13 protein-coding genes are annotated in these 15,811 nt (G+C 40.0%); 9 read left to right on the top strand and 4 right to left on the bottom strand.

Features of this window, described 5'->3' with window-relative positions; genetic code table 11:
- Nucleotides 1-78: 78 nt before the first annotated feature.
- The 4 genes from proB (at nucleotide 79) to I4641_RS06475 (ending at nucleotide 4,235) form a co-directional block, all read left to right on the top strand.
- Nucleotides 79-1,194, top strand: coding sequence for a glutamate 5-kinase (gene proB / locus I4641_RS06490; RefSeq protein WP_229639664.1), 1,116 nt, complete (start codon nucleotides 79-81; stop codon nucleotides 1,192-1,194).
- A 165-nt stretch (nucleotides 1,195-1,359) separates the two neighbouring features.
- Nucleotides 1,360-1,530 carry a photosystem II assembly protein Psb34 gene (gene psb34 / locus I4641_RS06485; RefSeq protein ID WP_229639663.1) on the top strand — a complete coding sequence of 57 codons (171 nt, stop codon included), beginning with the start codon at nucleotides 1,360-1,362 and terminating at the stop codon, nucleotides 1,528-1,530.
- A gap of 58 nt (nucleotides 1,531-1,588) precedes the next feature.
- Nucleotides 1,589-2,194 (top strand): pentapeptide repeat-containing protein, encoded by a 606-nt coding sequence (locus I4641_RS06480; RefSeq protein WP_229639662.1) that lies wholly within the window; start codon nucleotides 1,589-1,591, stop codon nucleotides 2,192-2,194.
- 70 nt (nucleotides 2,195-2,264) lie between these two features.
- Nucleotides 2,265-4,235 (top strand): ATP-binding protein, encoded by a 1,971-nt coding sequence (locus tag I4641_RS06475; protein ID WP_229639661.1) that lies wholly within the window; start codon nucleotides 2,265-2,267, stop codon nucleotides 4,233-4,235.
- A gap of 64 nt (nucleotides 4,236-4,299) precedes the next feature.
- Here I4641_RS06475 and I4641_RS06470 read toward each other — a convergent pair whose 3' ends face one another.
- Complete coding sequence (locus tag I4641_RS06470) at nucleotides 4,300-5,166, bottom strand: sugar kinase (RefSeq protein WP_229639660.1); 867 nt, start codon at nucleotides 5,164-5,166, stop codon at nucleotides 4,300-4,302.
- An 86-nt stretch (nucleotides 5,167-5,252) separates the two neighbouring features.
- Nucleotides 5,253-5,894, bottom strand: a complete 642-nt coding sequence (gene hisH / locus I4641_RS06465) for an imidazole glycerol phosphate synthase subunit HisH (protein ID WP_229639659.1) — start codon at nucleotides 5,892-5,894, stop codon at nucleotides 5,253-5,255.
- Between the two features lie 307 nt (nucleotides 5,895-6,201).
- Between hisH and I4641_RS06460 the strand changes: the two genes are divergently transcribed.
- From I4641_RS06460 to I4641_RS06450, 3 genes are all read left to right on the top strand, one after another.
- Nucleotides 6,202-6,612, top strand: coding sequence for a response regulator (locus I4641_RS06460; RefSeq protein WP_229639658.1), 411 nt, complete (start codon nucleotides 6,202-6,204; stop codon nucleotides 6,610-6,612).
- Between the two features lie 153 nt (nucleotides 6,613-6,765).
- Complete coding sequence (hemE, locus tag I4641_RS06455) at nucleotides 6,766-7,827, top strand: uroporphyrinogen decarboxylase (RefSeq protein ID WP_229639657.1); 1,062 nt, start codon at nucleotides 6,766-6,768, stop codon at nucleotides 7,825-7,827.
- Nucleotides 7,828-8,061: 234 nt separating this feature from the next.
- On the top strand, nucleotides 8,062-9,504 hold the full coding sequence (locus tag I4641_RS06450) for a collagen-like protein (protein WP_229639656.1): 1,443 nt from the start codon (nucleotides 8,062-8,064) through the stop codon (nucleotides 9,502-9,504).
- Here I4641_RS06450 and I4641_RS06445 read toward each other — a convergent pair.
- Nucleotides 9,501-10,259: a nucleoside phosphorylase gene (locus tag I4641_RS06445; RefSeq protein WP_229639655.1), complete on the bottom strand. Its 759-nt coding sequence runs from the start codon at nucleotides 10,257-10,259 to the stop codon at nucleotides 9,501-9,503. The two genes, I4641_RS06450 and I4641_RS06445, sit on opposite strands and share 4 nt — an antisense overlap.
- 115 nt (nucleotides 10,260-10,374) lie before the next feature.
- Between I4641_RS06445 and I4641_RS06440 the strand changes: the two genes are divergently transcribed.
- The gene (locus I4641_RS06440; RefSeq protein ID WP_229639654.1) at nucleotides 10,375-12,363 is read left to right on the top strand and encodes a DNA phosphorothioation-associated putative methyltransferase; all 1,989 of its coding nucleotides are present in this window, start codon (nucleotides 10,375-10,377) and stop codon (nucleotides 12,361-12,363) included.
- 37 nt (nucleotides 12,364-12,400) lie between these two features.
- Here I4641_RS06440 and I4641_RS06435 read toward each other — a convergent pair whose 3' ends face one another.
- Nucleotides 12,401-13,003 (bottom strand): class II aldolase/adducin family protein, encoded by a 603-nt coding sequence (locus I4641_RS06435; protein ID WP_229639653.1) that lies wholly within the window; start codon nucleotides 13,001-13,003, stop codon nucleotides 12,401-12,403.
- Nucleotides 13,004-13,158: 155 nt separating this feature from the next.
- Here I4641_RS06435 and I4641_RS06430 point away from each other — a divergent pair, with 155 nt between their 5' ends.
- Nucleotides 13,159-15,522 carry an ATP-dependent Clp protease ATP-binding subunit gene (locus I4641_RS06430; RefSeq protein WP_229639652.1) on the top strand — a complete coding sequence of 788 codons (2,364 nt, stop codon included), beginning with the start codon at nucleotides 13,159-13,161 and terminating at the stop codon, nucleotides 15,520-15,522.
- Nucleotides 15,523-15,811 lie beyond the last annotated feature (289 nt).

Raw genomic sequence — 15,811 nt, 5'->3', positions numbered from 1 at the left:
TCAATCTCTTTCAATTTGTCTTAAGAGAATTTTATTAATGCAATTTAATCATTTTATTTATAGTTTTTGTCTAGAGTAATGAGCAACAAGCCTCAAACCATAGTAGTAAAGATTGGTACTTCCAGTTTGACCCAAGCAACTGGACAGATTGCGATCGCCACCATTGCTTCCTTAGTAGAAACACTATGCTGTCTGCGATCTGCGGGACATCGCATAGTACTGGTTTCCTCTGGTGCGGTAGGAGTCGGATGTGCCAGACTCAATTTGACCGAAAGACCCCGCAAAATGGCTCTCAAACAAGCCGTAGCTGCCGTGGGACAAGGACGTTTGATGCGCATTTATGATGATATGTTTAGCAATCTGCAACAAGCGATCGCCCAAATTCTCTTAACTCGTCGCGAATTAGTCGAACGCAATACTTATGTTAATGCTTCTAATACTTTTCAAGAATTGTTGGATTTGGGTGTAATTCCCATTGTCAACGAAAACGATACTATTGCCGTGGACGAACTTAAGTTTGGCGACAATGATACTCTCTCTGCACTAGTAGCTAGTTTAATAGAAGCAGACTGGTTATTTCTCCTGACGGATGTAGATCGAATGTATTCTGCCGATCCCAAAACCGTACCCAATGCTCGACCAATTAAATTAGTTAGTACTGACGAATTTGATCGCTTACAAGTGGATGCAGGTTCTAGTGGTTCGCAATGGGGTACGGGAGGTATGGCTACCAAACTATCCGCAGCCCGTATTGCCACCAGTACGGGAGTCAGAACGGTTATTACTCAAGGCAAACATCCCCAGAATATCCTGAAAATCCTTGAGGGAGAAGATTTCGGAACGCAATTTGAAGCCCAACCAAAAAGCGATAATGCGCGCAAACGTTGGATTTCTTATGGTTTAGTTCCTGCGGGAACATTATACCTGGATGGAGGGGCTGTCAAAGCAGTCACCCAAAAAGGAAAGTCTTTATTACCCGCAGGAATAATATCCGTTGAAGGGGAGTTTTCTACTTCTGATGCCGTGCGGTTGTGCGATGAAGCAGGTATAGAATTAGGTCGAGGTTTGGTTAATTACAACAGCAGCGAAATTAACCAAATCAAAGGACATCATTCTACTGAAATTGCCCGCATCTTGGGTTATGACAGTGTAGATACGGTAATGCACCGCAATAATCTAGTGGTAAATAGTTAGAGGATCGCAGTACTTAGACTGTTTAGGAGCAGTGGATTTAACTGCTCGTAAGTAATAGGTAATGTAGCGATCGCAAAAAACAATGTCAAGTAAAGTTAACACTTTGTTACATTGTTTGCTATGATAGTTAACATAAGTTAACAAGAATACAAATTAATTAAATATATGACTACTATCTCAGACGAAAACGGCATCATCAATAATTTCGCTAAAGAGCCTCAAATGTATTATGCAGAAGCTCCTACTACTAAAGAACAAAAGAGTTACATAGTTTGGGGTGCGATCGCATTTTTAGTCACTGCTGGCTCGGTATTTACTGCCATTTCTGTAAGCTAGAAATTTCTTAACCTTGGATTAAATGTTTTATTTGCATCCACATCAATTTAAGACCAAAATGATTGGTGCGACTCAACTTTTGACGAGCTATAAATCGGGAAAGCGAGATTTCAGCAAGGTCAATTTAACTAGAGCCGCATTAATTGATGTCAATTTAGCTGATATCAAATTCTGGCGAGCATATCTTGCTGAAGCCAATTTAGGTCGTTCGATTCTAACCAAAGCTCATTTAGACGAAAGTAACCTTTCTGGAGCAAATCTGTGGCGTGCGGACTTGCGCTACGCTAGCCTAGTGAAAGCTAGGCTCAGCAATGCTTTACTAATTCGCGCTAATTTCCAACAAGCTAACTTATATAGATCTTTTTTGGACAATGCCGATCTCCGTTTGATAAATCTTTCTGGAGCAGATCTAAGATACGCGGATCTCTCAGGAGCAAATCTTAGTTATGCTGATTTGCAATCTGCCAACTTAGAAGGAGCAAATCTCAATCGGACAATCTTTACTGGTGCAAACCTAAGCTCGGCTAATTTGATCGATACCAACCTAAATAAAGCTTTAATAGAACAAGCAAACTTAAGTAGAGCGATTTTACCTAAGATAGTGAATGAGATTGAGCTTGAAGATAGCAGAAGAAACAAACTGGAGACTTCTAGCAATAGTTAGAACGTCTACGATCGCATTCAAATGATTCAAAATAGAAGATTCTTAACTGTAAATTATATCGAAGCACACAATGGATCTGACTAATTCCCTACTAAGGGACTTAGTGACAGAATATGCCAATCTTCGTCCCCAAATATATTTCAAATCATCTTTGATTGCCCTATCTCTTGCGATACAAGATTTAGTATTGGCAGATAATAATCCATATATAGTTATAGCCAACTTTCAGCAGGAAAAATTATTTCGACAGCAGGAAAGTCGTTTTCAAACGATGGCGAGCAAAGGCAATCATGTTTATATTTTAGGAGTCCCCGAACTAAATTCTAGTTTTGCTGTGGCTGATGCTGATTACGCAACTATTCCAACTAAGCCTACTGACACCCTAGCGGGGGAAAGATATTTAGTCATTATCGGACAACACTATTCAGCTTGTCTGGCAGTGAGGGAAAAACTTGCTGTAACAGACTTACAAGATATTAGCTATGGACTGGAAGAAGGGTCAAGATTTGAGGGTATTTGGAGTTTTGATCGCAACGTGGCGTATACTGCTGCTGATTGGCTATTGGGTATAATTGCTAACTATCGTCCTGAATTAACCGCAAAAACCAGAGAAACTAGAGAGTTATTTAAGTTGAGACGGGGTGTTAATAGTAAACCCTTGGTAACAAATCAACCTGTCGATTTAGATATTTTTGCCCAACGTTTGGTTACATATTTGCAGTCTAGTCAATATAAACTACTCAAAGCTTATAAAGCGATCGCCACTGCCGAGCGTAAAGAGTCTTTGGTTAATAAGATAGCATCCGCCCAACGTAGCTCGTTAAATCCTCAAGAAATCTTGAAAACAACTGTCAAAGAATTAGGTCAACTATTTCCCAACTGTCGCTGTATTTTATATCCTGTAGATCCCGACGATACAGCAGTACAAATCGAATATGAATCTAAACCTCTATTCCTGAATTCTCTAGTCGGTCAAATGTGGTCGATCGCGGAGAATCCCTTATTCATTGCCGCTCAAGCACAAAAGTCCACTTTGGCAATTGAAGATGTTGCAAGTAATTCTTATTTAACTGAAAATCCCATCGTTAAAGACAAAATTGCTCGTGGGAGAATACACTCTTGGTTGATGGTTTCTATTCGCTATCAAGGAAAGTTATTAGGAATGCTAGAGCTTCACTATGGAGGAAACAAAAACTTTCCGTGGAAGTCCGACGATATTGCCTTGGTAGAAGCTGTTTCTACTAGTGCGGGAGCAGCTTTAACTCAAGCTAATGCCTATACCCATCTTGTACAATTAAATCTTAAATTGGAAGCAATAGAGCGAGTTCAGAGTAATTTGATTGCGATCGTGGGACATGAGTTGCGTACTCCCCTCTCAACAATTCGAGTGTGTCTAGAAAGTTTGTCAACCGAACCCGATATTCCTCTAGAGCTTAAAAATATTATGCTGGAGACAGCCTTAGGGGATACGGAAAGATTGGGACAATTGATTCAAAATTTTCTGACTCTTTCTAATTTAGAAGCAGGTAAAGTCTATTCCAATATACGCAATATTGAACCTCTGACTATCGACTATGCTCTGAATTTAGTTCTACGTCGTCTTAAGACTAATGCTCAAATAGGAGTTTTGCCAGAAATTAGAGTCGATTTCCCTACTAAGTTACCTTCTGTATTAGCTGATATAGATGGATTGGTAGAAGTTTTTTCCAAGCTCTTGGATAATGGCCGTAAGTTTACTCCTGCTGACGGCAAAATTATGATTACCGCTCAGATTCAGGATCTAAAAGATAATGATGGTAGCCCGATGCTAGAGATTATTGTGGCTGATAGCGGACGTGGTATCGATCGCGATCGACTAGAAACTATCTTCGATCGCTTTTCTCAGTCAGAAGGTTATTTGCGTCGCACAGTTAACGGCGCGGGTTTGGGGTTAATAATTTGTCGCCGAATTATTCAAAATATGGGGGGAGAAATTTGGGCAACAAGTCGAGGAGAAAATAAAGGAAGTGAGTTTCACTTTACTCTTCCGATAGAGTCTTAGTTTCTTTTATTCATCAAAATAACTATCAAATTAATTTTGCACGACTACTTAATAACTATCATAGTTATCTCAAAGGTCTAGTCAACCATTCTCTAGTCCCGAAGTATTGACAAGATTTACTAGCTGTTACTGCTGCATTCTTTAAAGCAGTAGCGAAATCTTTTTGCAAAATATAGTTGCAGAAAGCACCATGAAAGATATCCCCTGCGCCTAAAGTATCTATTGCTTTAATAGTAGGTACGGGCATGGTGTGTATTTTACCTTTCTCAAGATATTGAATGGGTTGTTTCCCTTGAGTAATGGCTATCTGCTTAATTCCTTGTGTTTGTAAAAAATCAAACACTTCTTTTGTATTATTGCATTCAGGAGGATGAAAGTTATCCGAACAAATAGCATAATCAACTTCCCGAAGCACCGTCTCCAGTCCAGGTTTCCAACTTCCTGCATCGATAACTACAGGAATTTGTCGATCTTTGGCTATTTTAGCTAATGCCAAACTTGCATCTATTTGATGTCCATCTATAAGGATGATATGTATTCCCTTGAGAATATTTTGAGGTATTTGCGATCGCTTTGCTTGGGATTTTAGAGCATTAATAGAGATTATGGATCTTTCCCCTGTTTCAGCATAAACGATTATAGAAGATACGGGAGGACTAACTGACTGCTGGGGAATCAAATCTAATATCTCGATCTCATAGCGATCTAAATCGCCCCTAATTAAATTATTTAAAGAATGTTGTCCGAGAACAGTTAATAATTTACTCGCATTTCCAAAATAGCTAAATGCAACTGCTGCATTGGTAGCTGGACCTCCTGCTGCGGTCAAGTAGTCTTGGGCTACTATTTTTTGGTTTGGTTGAAGATAGTAACTACTTAAGTAAATGCAATCCAAGGTAGTTAAACCAACAAATAATCCTTGATATTTCATTGTGCGAGATGATCGAAGCCAAGATTTAGAACGTCACTTTTTTGGGAAATAAATAAATAATTCAATAATTAATTTTCAATAATTAATTACTTCGCTATCAATCGAGAATTTTCTACTAAAGTAACAAAATTGGATAATATTTGTAATCCGTTATCGGAAGATTTTTCAGGGTGAAATTGTACCGCCATTAAGTTGTCGTTTGCGATCGCAGCAGTAACTGTTTGTGTACCATGAGTTACCGTAGCTGCAATCATATCTTTATCTATTGGATCGACATAAAAAGAATGAACGAAGTAAAGATAAGGATCGGCAGGGATATTTTGCCACAAGAAATGTTGAGTTTTGATTAACTCTAGTTGATTCCATCCCATTTGAGGAATGGTAATATTTGGTTCGCTTCTAAAACGCTTGACCATCCCTGGTATAATCCCTAAGCCTCTTTCTGTACCTTCTTCGGATCCGTCGAATAGAAGTTGTAGCCCGACACAAATACCTAAGAAAGGTTTACCCGATGCGATCGCTTTTTTAATTACTGGTTCTAAATTTCTTTCTCCAATATGTCTCATGGCGGGATCGAATGCGCCTACTCCTGGCAGTACGACTGCATCAGCCGACAGTATTTCTTCAGGAGAATAAGTAATTTTAGGTACTGCACCAGCTTTCTCTAAACCCTTACAGGCAGAGTGTAAATTGCCCATATCGTAATCAATCACAGCTACATTAACCATAAGTCAATTCTCCAGATAAACCTCTCCATGAATATCCTGACATACTCTTCAGGTTGAATCAAAGGTTATTTTGGATTGTTATAGAGCGATCGCAACTTTTCAGTAATATTTTGATTATCGATCCCTCAATCGTGCCAATTAATAATTAAGATAATAATTAAGAAATGTATAAATTATTATCTTAATTTTAATTATTTTAAAAGATTATAATAACAATAATTATTATTTTTTCTATGGACAGATTGACGTTACACTGTTTTTGAAGCATGGAATTTTATAATACTTTTGGTATATGCCAAAGGCTAGTATGAACCCCCACACAATTGGTGATAGTACCTTTCCTACGATCTTAATAGTCCAAGAAAAAATAGTTAAAATAGGGTCTGACTCTTTAATTTTAACTCTGTTTAATAAAGTCTACATTTCTCAAAAACAAAATAAAATTGTTCTATCTTGGATACAACAAAATCAGCCCAATTTAATTATTTTAGAGCTTAACAAATCCCTAGAAGAAAATTGTTCGAGCCTAATCACTCTTCTACGGTCAGATTGGCTAACTCGTGATATTCCGATAGTGGTTACTGGTAATTCTTTTGTCCTTCGAGCTATCAAAAACTTAGATTATAATACCTTTTTAAAGACACCTTATTCCAGCAGAGAACTAGAAAAGGTAGTATGTTCTTTAACTCATCTTTCTGCTTGTAAAGTCTTTGCTTGAGGATAGCTCGCAACAAATAAATCACTGGTATTTAAGCAGATAATTCCCAGTCCAAACTTCACATAATTATACAATCATCTGGGGCGATCTAACCCTTGTGCAATGGTAAGCTTACAGTTGCACTAAAAAAAATATTAAAAAGGAAATAATAAAATGAGCGAGGTTAATGAAACTCCGTTATTGTTAAGAGCAGCTCGCGGTGAAGTTTTGGAGCGTCCTCCTGTATGGATGATGCGTCAAGCTGGTAGATATATGAAAGCGTATCGCGATATTAGAGAAAAATATCCCAGTTTTCGCGAACGTTCGGAAATTCCTGAAGTTGCCATTGAAATCTCCTTGCAACCTTGGAAGGCTTTTCAACCAGATGGCGTAATTATGTTTTCTGACATCGTTACTCCCCTCCCTGGGTTGGGTATCGAAATGGATATTGCTGAAGGAAAAGGTCCAATCATAGCTTCTCCTATCCGCACCCAAAAGCAAGTGGACGAACTACATGGTTTAGAACCTGGGGAATCATTGCCTTTCATCAAGCCTATTTTACAAAGTTTGCGCTCGGAAGTGGGCAACAAATCCACCGTATTAGGTTTTGTCGGTGCGCCTTGGACATTAGCAGCCTATGCAGTAGAAGGGAAAGGTTCTAAGACCTATTCCAACATTAAAGGCATGGCTTTTTCCGATCCTACTATTTTGCATCAGTTGTTGAGTAAATTAGCAGATGCGATCGCAACTTATATTTGCTATCAAATCGACTGTGGCGCGCAAGCGTTACAAATGTTTGATTCTTGGGCTGGTCAACTATGTCCCCAAGACTATGAAACTTTTGCTCTACCCTACCAACAACAAGTATTCCGCAAAGTAAAAGAGACTCACCCAGATACTCCCTTGATTTTGTTAGTCAGCGGTAGTGCGGGTTTATTAGAACGTATGACTCCTTCTGGTGCAGATATTATTAATGTAGACTGGACGGTAGACATGGCAGAAGCCAGACAGAGACTGGGTAAGGATATGAAAGTACAGGGTAATCTCGACCCTGGTATCCTCTTTGGTTCTCATGAAATGATTCGCGATCGCATTTTAGACACAATCCGCAAAGCAGGCAACCAAGGACACATCCTCAACTTGGGACACGGTGTTTTGGTTGGTACTCCTGAAGACAATGTCCGCTATTTCTTTGAAACAGCCAAGCAAGCAGACCAATTATTGGCTCACGTTTAAAACTTTGCAGCACAAGGTCAATTAGAGTAATGGAGTAGTCGTTTCATACTCCCTACTCTCTTTTTAATTTGTTTTTAATTTTATTTTTAATTAAACCCCAAAAAGCAGTAAATTATATCTCAAATAATTAAATTTAGTTAATAAAAGCTAAAAAAATAATGACATTTCGTTAAAAATGTGCGATACACAGAAAACACACATAACGAAAATGCGAGCAAATAGTTTTTGTTGACTATGCAAGTACGTTTTATAAGTAAGGTATCGCTATTTATAGCAGTCTTAGCCTTGCCACAATTGATTCCCTCTGCATCTACTTCTCAACCCTGGTTATGTTCTTCTGTACTAGCAGCAGACAACAAACCCTTAGGGGAATCTGGAGATAGTGGAGAAGCGGGAGAAAAAGGAGTTAATGGACGCAACAGCGATAACCTGACAGTCTTTGCTGATGGATCTCCGATGACTTTAGATCTAAGTGGTGGTAATGGTGCGCCAGGACAACAGGGAGTAGAAGGATACGATGCCTTTTGCGATCGCCAATCTACTAAAAATGTTGGCAAAGATTTGCGGGGTGCTGACGGCGGTAGCGGAGGAGATGGAGGAGATGGAGGAATTGGTGGAAATGGCGGTTCTTTGACCGTTTATACTACTGAGAAGGAACATCTCAAGCAGATTCATGTGATTGCTGCGGGAGGTGCAGGAGGCGCACCAGGAAAAGCAGGAGAAGGGGGAGAAGGTTGTGAATGCGATCGCCCTTATTGGAATGAAGAAACTTGTTTTGGCGATCCTGGTAGTCCCGACTATAGCTGTACCACCCAAGAATTTCAGTGTACCGATGGTTATTCTGGCAGAAAAGGGAGAACTGGAAGAAAAGGTAGGGATGGTAAAGACGGCATTCTGACTTTAATTAATCTAGATAAAACCCTCGCGCCAGATTTACCAGAAGTCACCGCGCCAATTAGTGAATTAAAAGGTCGGGGTTTCACTCTATCGAGAAATATCTGGCAAATTAAAGATGATGCAACTTCTTTATTTGCTCCTGGTTCGATTATTGCTAGCAAATACAAAGAATTAGTCGCTCGTCACGAGCATTCTGTCTTAGTAGTTTGGGATGCTCCCCAGCCAGTAGAAAATTTTGACGATAAGCAAATCACTCTCAGTCTCAAGGGAGAAGATGAAGCTAGCATCTTTTTACCCGAAGATCTTTGGCTGGAAACCAAAACCGTAAAACGAGACAATGTCAGTGAGTTATTTGTCTTTAATGCGGTGCGGAAGAAGGAAGTAGACGACCTCACTATCGATGGTTTGTTCGGACAGGGATTGGGTTTAGAGCTAGATATCTTTGATGAAGCAGAGCAATCTAATCTAGTTGGTACTGATTTTTCCCTCAAATATCGGGTAGGAGAAAAATCAGAGGATAAAAACTTTTTTGGTGGTAGTAGCACGATCTACAAAACTAAATTTGAAGGTTCGATCCCCTCCGAAGCGATCGCTCAAAAGGGAAATTTATTTACTTTACAGTTAGGTAAATTGCCTATTCCTCCCGAACATCTCAAACCAGGATTGGAAGTAGAAATAGAAGTCATGGCAAAACGTTCTTTGGGCGAAAATTCCCAGGTACAGCAGCTATCTACCCGTACTACTATCGAACAACCCCAACCCAATTCTTCAGTACCTTAAGAGATGCTTTTAACCGCTACTTTAATGGCTTTATTGACAGTATCATCTTTATCGGCAATAACTATAGTTTCACTCACCGTGCGTTGTGCGACTACAGCACAGACACAAGCAGCAGCAAAACCATAAACTCCAGCCATCTTTAAAAGAGTACCTGCTTCCATTTCGTAATTCAAAATATTGAGTTGGCGATAGCTAGCAGTAATGCCTTTTAACCAAGGTTGGAGATGAGTATTAGCCGAAGATTCTGTTCTTTCTTGTCCTTCATAAAAGGTATCTACCGAGGCGGTAATACCCAAATGACAAGGGATCTTTAATTTACGAGCAGTTTCTACCAAAGCTACTGTTAAATAAGGATCGGCAACGGCGGGATATTCAGGAGGTGCGATGTCTAAAGCTGCACCTTGACGAGTCAGGGCTGCTTGAGATACAACAATGCTACCAACACCGACATTAGGCTGAATTGAACCACAAGTGCCAATTCTGATAAACCGTTTGATTCCAACTTGCACCAACTCATTTACTACAATACTTAAAGAACTAGCACCCATTCCACTAGTAGCGACTAAGATGGGCTTACCGCAAGGCAAATTACCTAAATAACTATCTAAACCTCGGTATTTTGAAAGAAGCTTGACGTTTTGTAAATAAGTACGGGCAATGTATTGCGATCGCTCTGGTTCTCCAGACAACAGTACTGTATCGGGGGGGTCAACACCAAAATCTGACTTACTAAAACCAATATGATAAAGCTTCATTGTTGGAATCTGGTTATAAACTTAAATGCTATTAGAAATTTGAAAATCAGGTCAGTGTCAGGCTATCACTCTTTTTATCGGTCGTTAACTTCTATTGACTAACACTATATATACGATGGTAACTCTCGAAAAATTCTCCGAAATTGTCTCTAGTTGTGAAAATAGTACGGTGGGCAAACATTTACCCAACGCTTTATACGTTCATACTGATGCTTTAACACATCTCGACCATATACTTAGAGACTACGAGCGTCAAGCCAGAAAACTAGTAGACAACACCGCTCGCGCGACAATTGTCAAATTTAGCATCGATCGCCCCAAGATTTCTTATTTATACTACCCCGACTTCGATCGCGATCCTCATCCTCAACTTCATCAAAGTATTGTGGTCGATCTAATTGAAGAACAAGTTTCCGTGCGACAATATCATAATTCCCACAATCCGCCCATTCTTCATCGCAAAGAAACCTTTGTTAGTCCCGATTATCCCCTCTACGAAACTTTCGCCCAATTGACTCAAGAAGAAGTAGCCTTGGGTTTATTGGATAATTCCCGTCATATTGGTACTCTACAAGAATGGACTCGTTTATTGTTACAACAGGGAATATCCTTTGAAGATCACCATACGGCTTGTCCTGTTGATTCTTCCCTCGCCAAAAAATCAACGGTTTTAATCGAACGACACAAAGCAGCTTTAAAACGTTCGGAATTATCTCGTCCTGTTAGAGTCGCCCTAGAGGCGGGTATCTTTAAAGATAGAGATAGTTTCTTTGACTATGGATGCGGTCATGGAGAAGATGTTAGATGTATTGGAGAAGCAGGTTATCGTAGTGCTGGTTGGGATCCTTTTTATCGTCCCGATGCCAAGCTCGAATCCGCTGATATTGTCAACCTGGGCTATATTATCAACGTCATTGAAGATTTAGTCGAACGCAGACAAACTTTGATCGACGCTTGGGAATTAACTCAAAAAGTTTTGATTGTTTCGGCTCAAGTATTAGTAGACGATCGCCGTCGCGGTTTGATAGCCTACGGAGATGGTATTGTCACCAATCGCAATACTTTTCAAAAATATTACGAGCAAGAAGAATTAAAATTATATATCGACCAAGTATTAGAAGTTGATTCGATTCCCGCAGGGTTGGGAATGTATGTCGTCTTTCGTCACGAGGCTGAAGCGGAATCTTTTCGCGCTTCTCGCTTGTATTCCAGCCTAATTACCCCCCGAATTCAAGCCCAAGTTAGAAATTTTGAGGATTATCAAGATTTGCTAACTCCCTTAATGGATTTTTATACTAAACGGGGGCGTTTGCCAGTGAAAGGAGAATTAGCAACTGAAGCAGAAATTAAAGCCGAGTTTCGCAGCTATCAGCGAGCATTTAAACTAGTCTTACAAGCAACAGATCGAGATGAATGGGATGCGATCGTCGATAAACGCCGTGAAGATCTCTTAGTATACTTAGCTTTAGGTAAATTTAGCGGTCGTCCCACGATTCGGAAACTCGCACCTGAAATTAAAGCAGACGTTAAAGCTTTGTTTGGCAGCTACAAGCAAGCCTGTACTGTTGCAGACTTATTGCTACTCCAGGTAGGGGATATGAACAAAATTGCCCAACTGTGTCGAGAAAGTAAGGTGGGCAAACATCTCAACGATGCGATCGCCGTTCATGTCAGTGCTTTAGAAAAACTACCGCCCTTATTACGACTATATGAAGGTTGTGCTAGTCGTAATTTCTATCGTTTGGAGAATGCCAATATTATTAAGCTTTACTATCACAAGCCCAAAATAACTTACTTGGTATATCCTGAATTCGACACTCAAGCTCATCCTACCCTTCGGGCAACCATGGAAGTAGATCTGCACAATTTATCTGTTACCTATCACGATATTTCTGATGAAACCAACCCTCTAATTCTCCATCAAAAAGATGCTCTAGTCGCTCCAGACTACCCGAGTTACAAACAGTTTGTTCGCTTGACCAAAAAAGAACAAAAATCGGGTTTGTTAAAAAACAAAGATGCTATTCGTCGTCTTCATGGCTGGTTGAGGTGTCTTAGGGAACACGAAGTTAAGATTGAAGGGCATAAATTAAGTACGAAGTAGGACTTACTTAACTGATGGGGGAAATGGAAATATCTCTTTAAGATGGGTGCAAAACGTCGAGCAAGATATTTCCTGCTTCTTCCAAAGTCTGACCAAAAGTTAGTATGCCCTCTTCATGTCCGCTCATGACAATAATTTTTTTGGTTTGAGGCTGCAATTCTTGGCATAGCCTGACAATATCCTCCGCCATCTCTGGCGTACCGTAAGCACAATTAGGATTGGTTGTCGGGACTCGATCTATTAATTTGCGCCACAGTTTACCATGATGAACATGAATCACCGCATTAACATCAGCTTGGGCTACATAAATCGCACCGTGGGTTAGAGTCTCAGAAGAAGCCTTAATCAATCCTTGGCAAGTTACATAGTTTTTGTACCAATCAAAGTCCGTAACTTTGGTATAGTGTTCGGCTGTGAGTTCGGGGATTCCTCCTGTTTGTGTGCCTGAAATAATGAGATGCTCAGATTGTGGAATACGAATACTAAGATTGCCAAAGCCAATACCGTTGTCATATTCTCCGATTAAACCGAGATTATAAAGCTTGCTACGCCATTGATTTAACTCGATAATATCGGCTTGGGCGATCGCTGAAATATTGTTCCAATGACATTGATATTTGATATACCCTTCGTCAATCATATAATGTAGTTTAAAATAGTTTTGAATATTACAAAGATTTTTAGACAAATGCTAGTAAAAATTACGGGTTTTACCACTGCATTAACTTAACTAAAAGCGATAAATTGGATATACAAGATAAAGAAATATTAACAATACAAGGAGTTTTTTAAACAATGTTTGAATACTTCAACGAAAAAGCTATTAAAAACGTTGTCCTAGCTCAAGAAGAAGCTAGAAACACGGGACATAATCTCGTTGGTACAGAACACATTTTATTGGGGGTAATAGGGGAGGGTTCGTCAACAGCAGCAGATATCTTAGATAACTTGGGTGTCGAGCTAGATAAAACTAGAAATCTGGCTTTAGAGGTTGTAGGCAAAGGCTCGGGATTTATTCCTGCCAACATACCTTTCACTCCCAAGGCGAAAAGAATTCTCGAACAAGCTTTTAATGAAGCTCGTCAACTCAAAAGCAATTTTATCAGCCCAGAACATATTCTGCTAGCCATTGTCAAACAAGCCGATAACATGGCAGCCAGACTATTAACCGAACAGGGTATAGATCTCAGACAATTGAGAACTGACTTAATCAAGAAGTTGGGAGAAGCTGAAGTAGTTGCAGCAGCAGCTAGTAAAGAAAATCCTTTTGGGTTTGGTGGTGGTAAAGAGAAAAAAACTAAGCTAGCCGAATTTAGTATTAATCTGACACAATTAGCTAGAGAAGGTAAACTAGACCCTGTTGTAGGTAGATTCCCAGAAATCGAACGAGCAGTTCAAATATTGGGTAGAAGAACTAAAAACAACCCAATTTTAGTTGGAGAACCAGGGGTTGGGAAAACTGCGATCGCCGAAGGATTAGCCCAACGCATCGTTAACAACGAAGTTTCTTCTTTATTAGCGGATAAAGAAGTAATTAGCCTCGATATGGGTTCACTGCTTGCAGGAACTAAGTTTAGAGGAGAATTTGAAGAACGTCTTAAGTCTATTGTGGAGGAAGTCCGCGCTTCGGGCGATATCATTCTAGTAATCGACGAAATTCATACTATTGTTGGTGCTGGTGCGATGGGTGGGGCAATGGATGCTGCCAATATGCTCAAACCAGCCTTGGCTAGAGGTGAAATTCAGTGTCTCGGTAGTACTACCCTAGATGAATATCGTCAATATATCGAGCGCGATGCTGCTTTAGAACGTCGTTTCCAAAAAGTCATGGTAGGCGAACCTTCTGTCGAAGATGCGATTAAAATTCTTCAAGGGCTACGCAAGACTTACGAAGATTTCCACAAGGTCAAATATACCGACGAAGCAATTGAAACTGCGGTAACATTTTCCGAAAGATATATTACCGATCGCTTTTTACCCGACAAAGCAATTGACTTAATTGATGAAGCTGGTTCTCGCACTCATTTAAACCACTGCTTGAACAGTAAAGAAGAAAACCAAACCGATGTCGCGACAATTAACCCCGAAGCTCTAACTCCCGTGGTTGATGAAGAAGCGATCGCTCGTATTGTAGCAGCTTGGACTGGTGTACCCGTAACTAAAATGACCGAAACCGAGTCTGAAGCCTTAATGTACCTCGAAGACAATCTTCACGAGCGGGTCATCGGTCAAGATGACGCTGTTAAGGCGGTTTCTAGAGCATTACGCCGTTCTCGTTCTGGATTAGGCGATCGAGATCGTCCTATCGCTAGTATGTTCTTTTCTGGCCCTACTGGAGTAGGTAAAACTGAACTGGCAAAAGCACTTGCAACTGAAATGTTTGGTTCGGAAGAAGCCATTGTTAGAGTCGATATGTCGGAATACATGGAGTCCCATACTATATCTAAATTAATCGGATCTCCTCCAGGCTTTGTTGGCTACGATGAAGGCGGACAACTAACCGAAGCAGTACGCCGTCAACCTTATTGTATTGTCTTGTTTGATGAGATAGAAAAAGCTCATCCCGATGTCTTCAACATCATGCTGCAAATGCTTGATGATGGTCGCCTGACAGATGCCCAAGGACGCACTGTTAGCTTTAAAAATACTATTATTATCATGACCTCCAATATCGGTTCAAAAGTAATCGAAAAAGGTGGTAGTGGCTTAGGTTTCGAGTTCTCAGGAGACAAAGACGAAGCGCAGTATAATCGCATCAAAGAGTTAGTTAATCAGGAATTGAAAAACTATTTCCGTCCTGAATTTATCAACCGTCTGGATGAAATTATTGTCTTCCGTCAACTGACTAAGCCTGAAGTCAGACAAATTGCGACTATTTTGCTTCAGGAAGTGTCTGATACTTTGAAAACACAGCGCGAAATTACCCTAGGGGTAACTACCGCATTTGAAGACAAGGTAATTGACGAAGGATTCGATCCTAGCTATGGTGCAAGACCTTTACGTCGGGCTATTATGCGTCTTCTAGAAGATAGTTTAGCCGAAGCTATTCTCTCTGGTCGTATTGATGATGGCGACAATGCTTTAGTTGACATTGATGAAGACGGTAAAACGCAAGTTTCTTCCGTACAGCAGCAAGTGTTGGTTGAGGCGACTCGTTAAGACAAAGCTATAAGCTGACGAATATTTAGATCAGAAGAGGTTAACAAAGTAACTGTTAACCTCTTCTTTTCGTTTAACGATTAAGTCGATCTATGAAGGATGGAACAAAGGGCAAAAGGTATTGAATAGATATCTTTTCCCCTTTGTTCTTGAGGTATGTAATTGTCAGGGTATATTTCATCACTAGGTAGTTAAATACACTGAAATAACTTAACGTAGCTGATTAACTTAACCTTAGACCTCTTGCATAACTACGAAGAAATCGTTGTTTTTCTTCGGTAATTCAGTC

Source organism: Waterburya agarophytonicola KI4 (assembly GCF_020640915.1).
Lineage (GTDB): Bacteria > Cyanobacteriota > Cyanobacteriia > Cyanobacteriales > Xenococcaceae > Waterburya > Waterburya agarophytonicola.
The sequence above is the reverse complement of the archived record's forward strand: the minus strand, read 5'-3'. Positions and strand labels throughout refer to the sequence as shown.

Excerpts from the sequence above, each read along its gene's own strand:
- proB (WP_229639664.1), top strand. The coding sequence starts at position 79 with ATGAGCAACAAGCCTCAAACCATAGTAGTAAAGATTGGTACTTCCAGT.
- psb34 (WP_229639663.1), top strand. The coding sequence starts at position 1,360 with ATGACTACTATCTCAGACGAAAACGGCATCATCAATAATTTCGCTAAA.
- I4641_RS06480 (WP_229639662.1), top strand. The coding sequence starts at position 1,589 with ATGATTGGTGCGACTCAACTTTTGACGAGCTATAAATCGGGAAAGCGA.
- I4641_RS06475 (WP_229639661.1), top strand. The coding sequence starts at position 2,265 with ATGGATCTGACTAATTCCCTACTAAGGGACTTAGTGACAGAATATGCC.
- I4641_RS06470 (WP_229639660.1), bottom strand. The coding sequence starts at position 5,166 with ATGAAATATCAAGGATTATTTGTTGGTTTAACTACCTTGGATTGCATT.
- hisH (WP_229639659.1), bottom strand. The coding sequence starts at position 5,894 with ATGGTTAATGTAGCTGTGATTGATTACGATATGGGCAATTTACACTCT.
- I4641_RS06460 (WP_229639658.1), top strand. The coding sequence starts at position 6,202 with ATGAACCCCCACACAATTGGTGATAGTACCTTTCCTACGATCTTAATA.
- hemE (WP_229639657.1), top strand. The coding sequence starts at position 6,766 with ATGAGCGAGGTTAATGAAACTCCGTTATTGTTAAGAGCAGCTCGCGGT.
- I4641_RS06450 (WP_229639656.1), top strand. The coding sequence starts at position 8,062 with ATGCAAGTACGTTTTATAAGTAAGGTATCGCTATTTATAGCAGTCTTA.
- I4641_RS06445 (WP_229639655.1), bottom strand. The coding sequence starts at position 10,259 with ATGAAGCTTTATCATATTGGTTTTAGTAAGTCAGATTTTGGTGTTGAC.
- I4641_RS06440 (WP_229639654.1), top strand. The coding sequence starts at position 10,375 with ATGGTAACTCTCGAAAAATTCTCCGAAATTGTCTCTAGTTGTGAAAAT.
- I4641_RS06435 (WP_229639653.1), bottom strand. The coding sequence starts at position 13,003 with ATGATTGACGAAGGGTATATCAAATATCAATGTCATTGGAACAATATT.
- I4641_RS06430 (WP_229639652.1), top strand. The coding sequence starts at position 13,159 with ATGTTTGAATACTTCAACGAAAAAGCTATTAAAAACGTTGTCCTAGCT.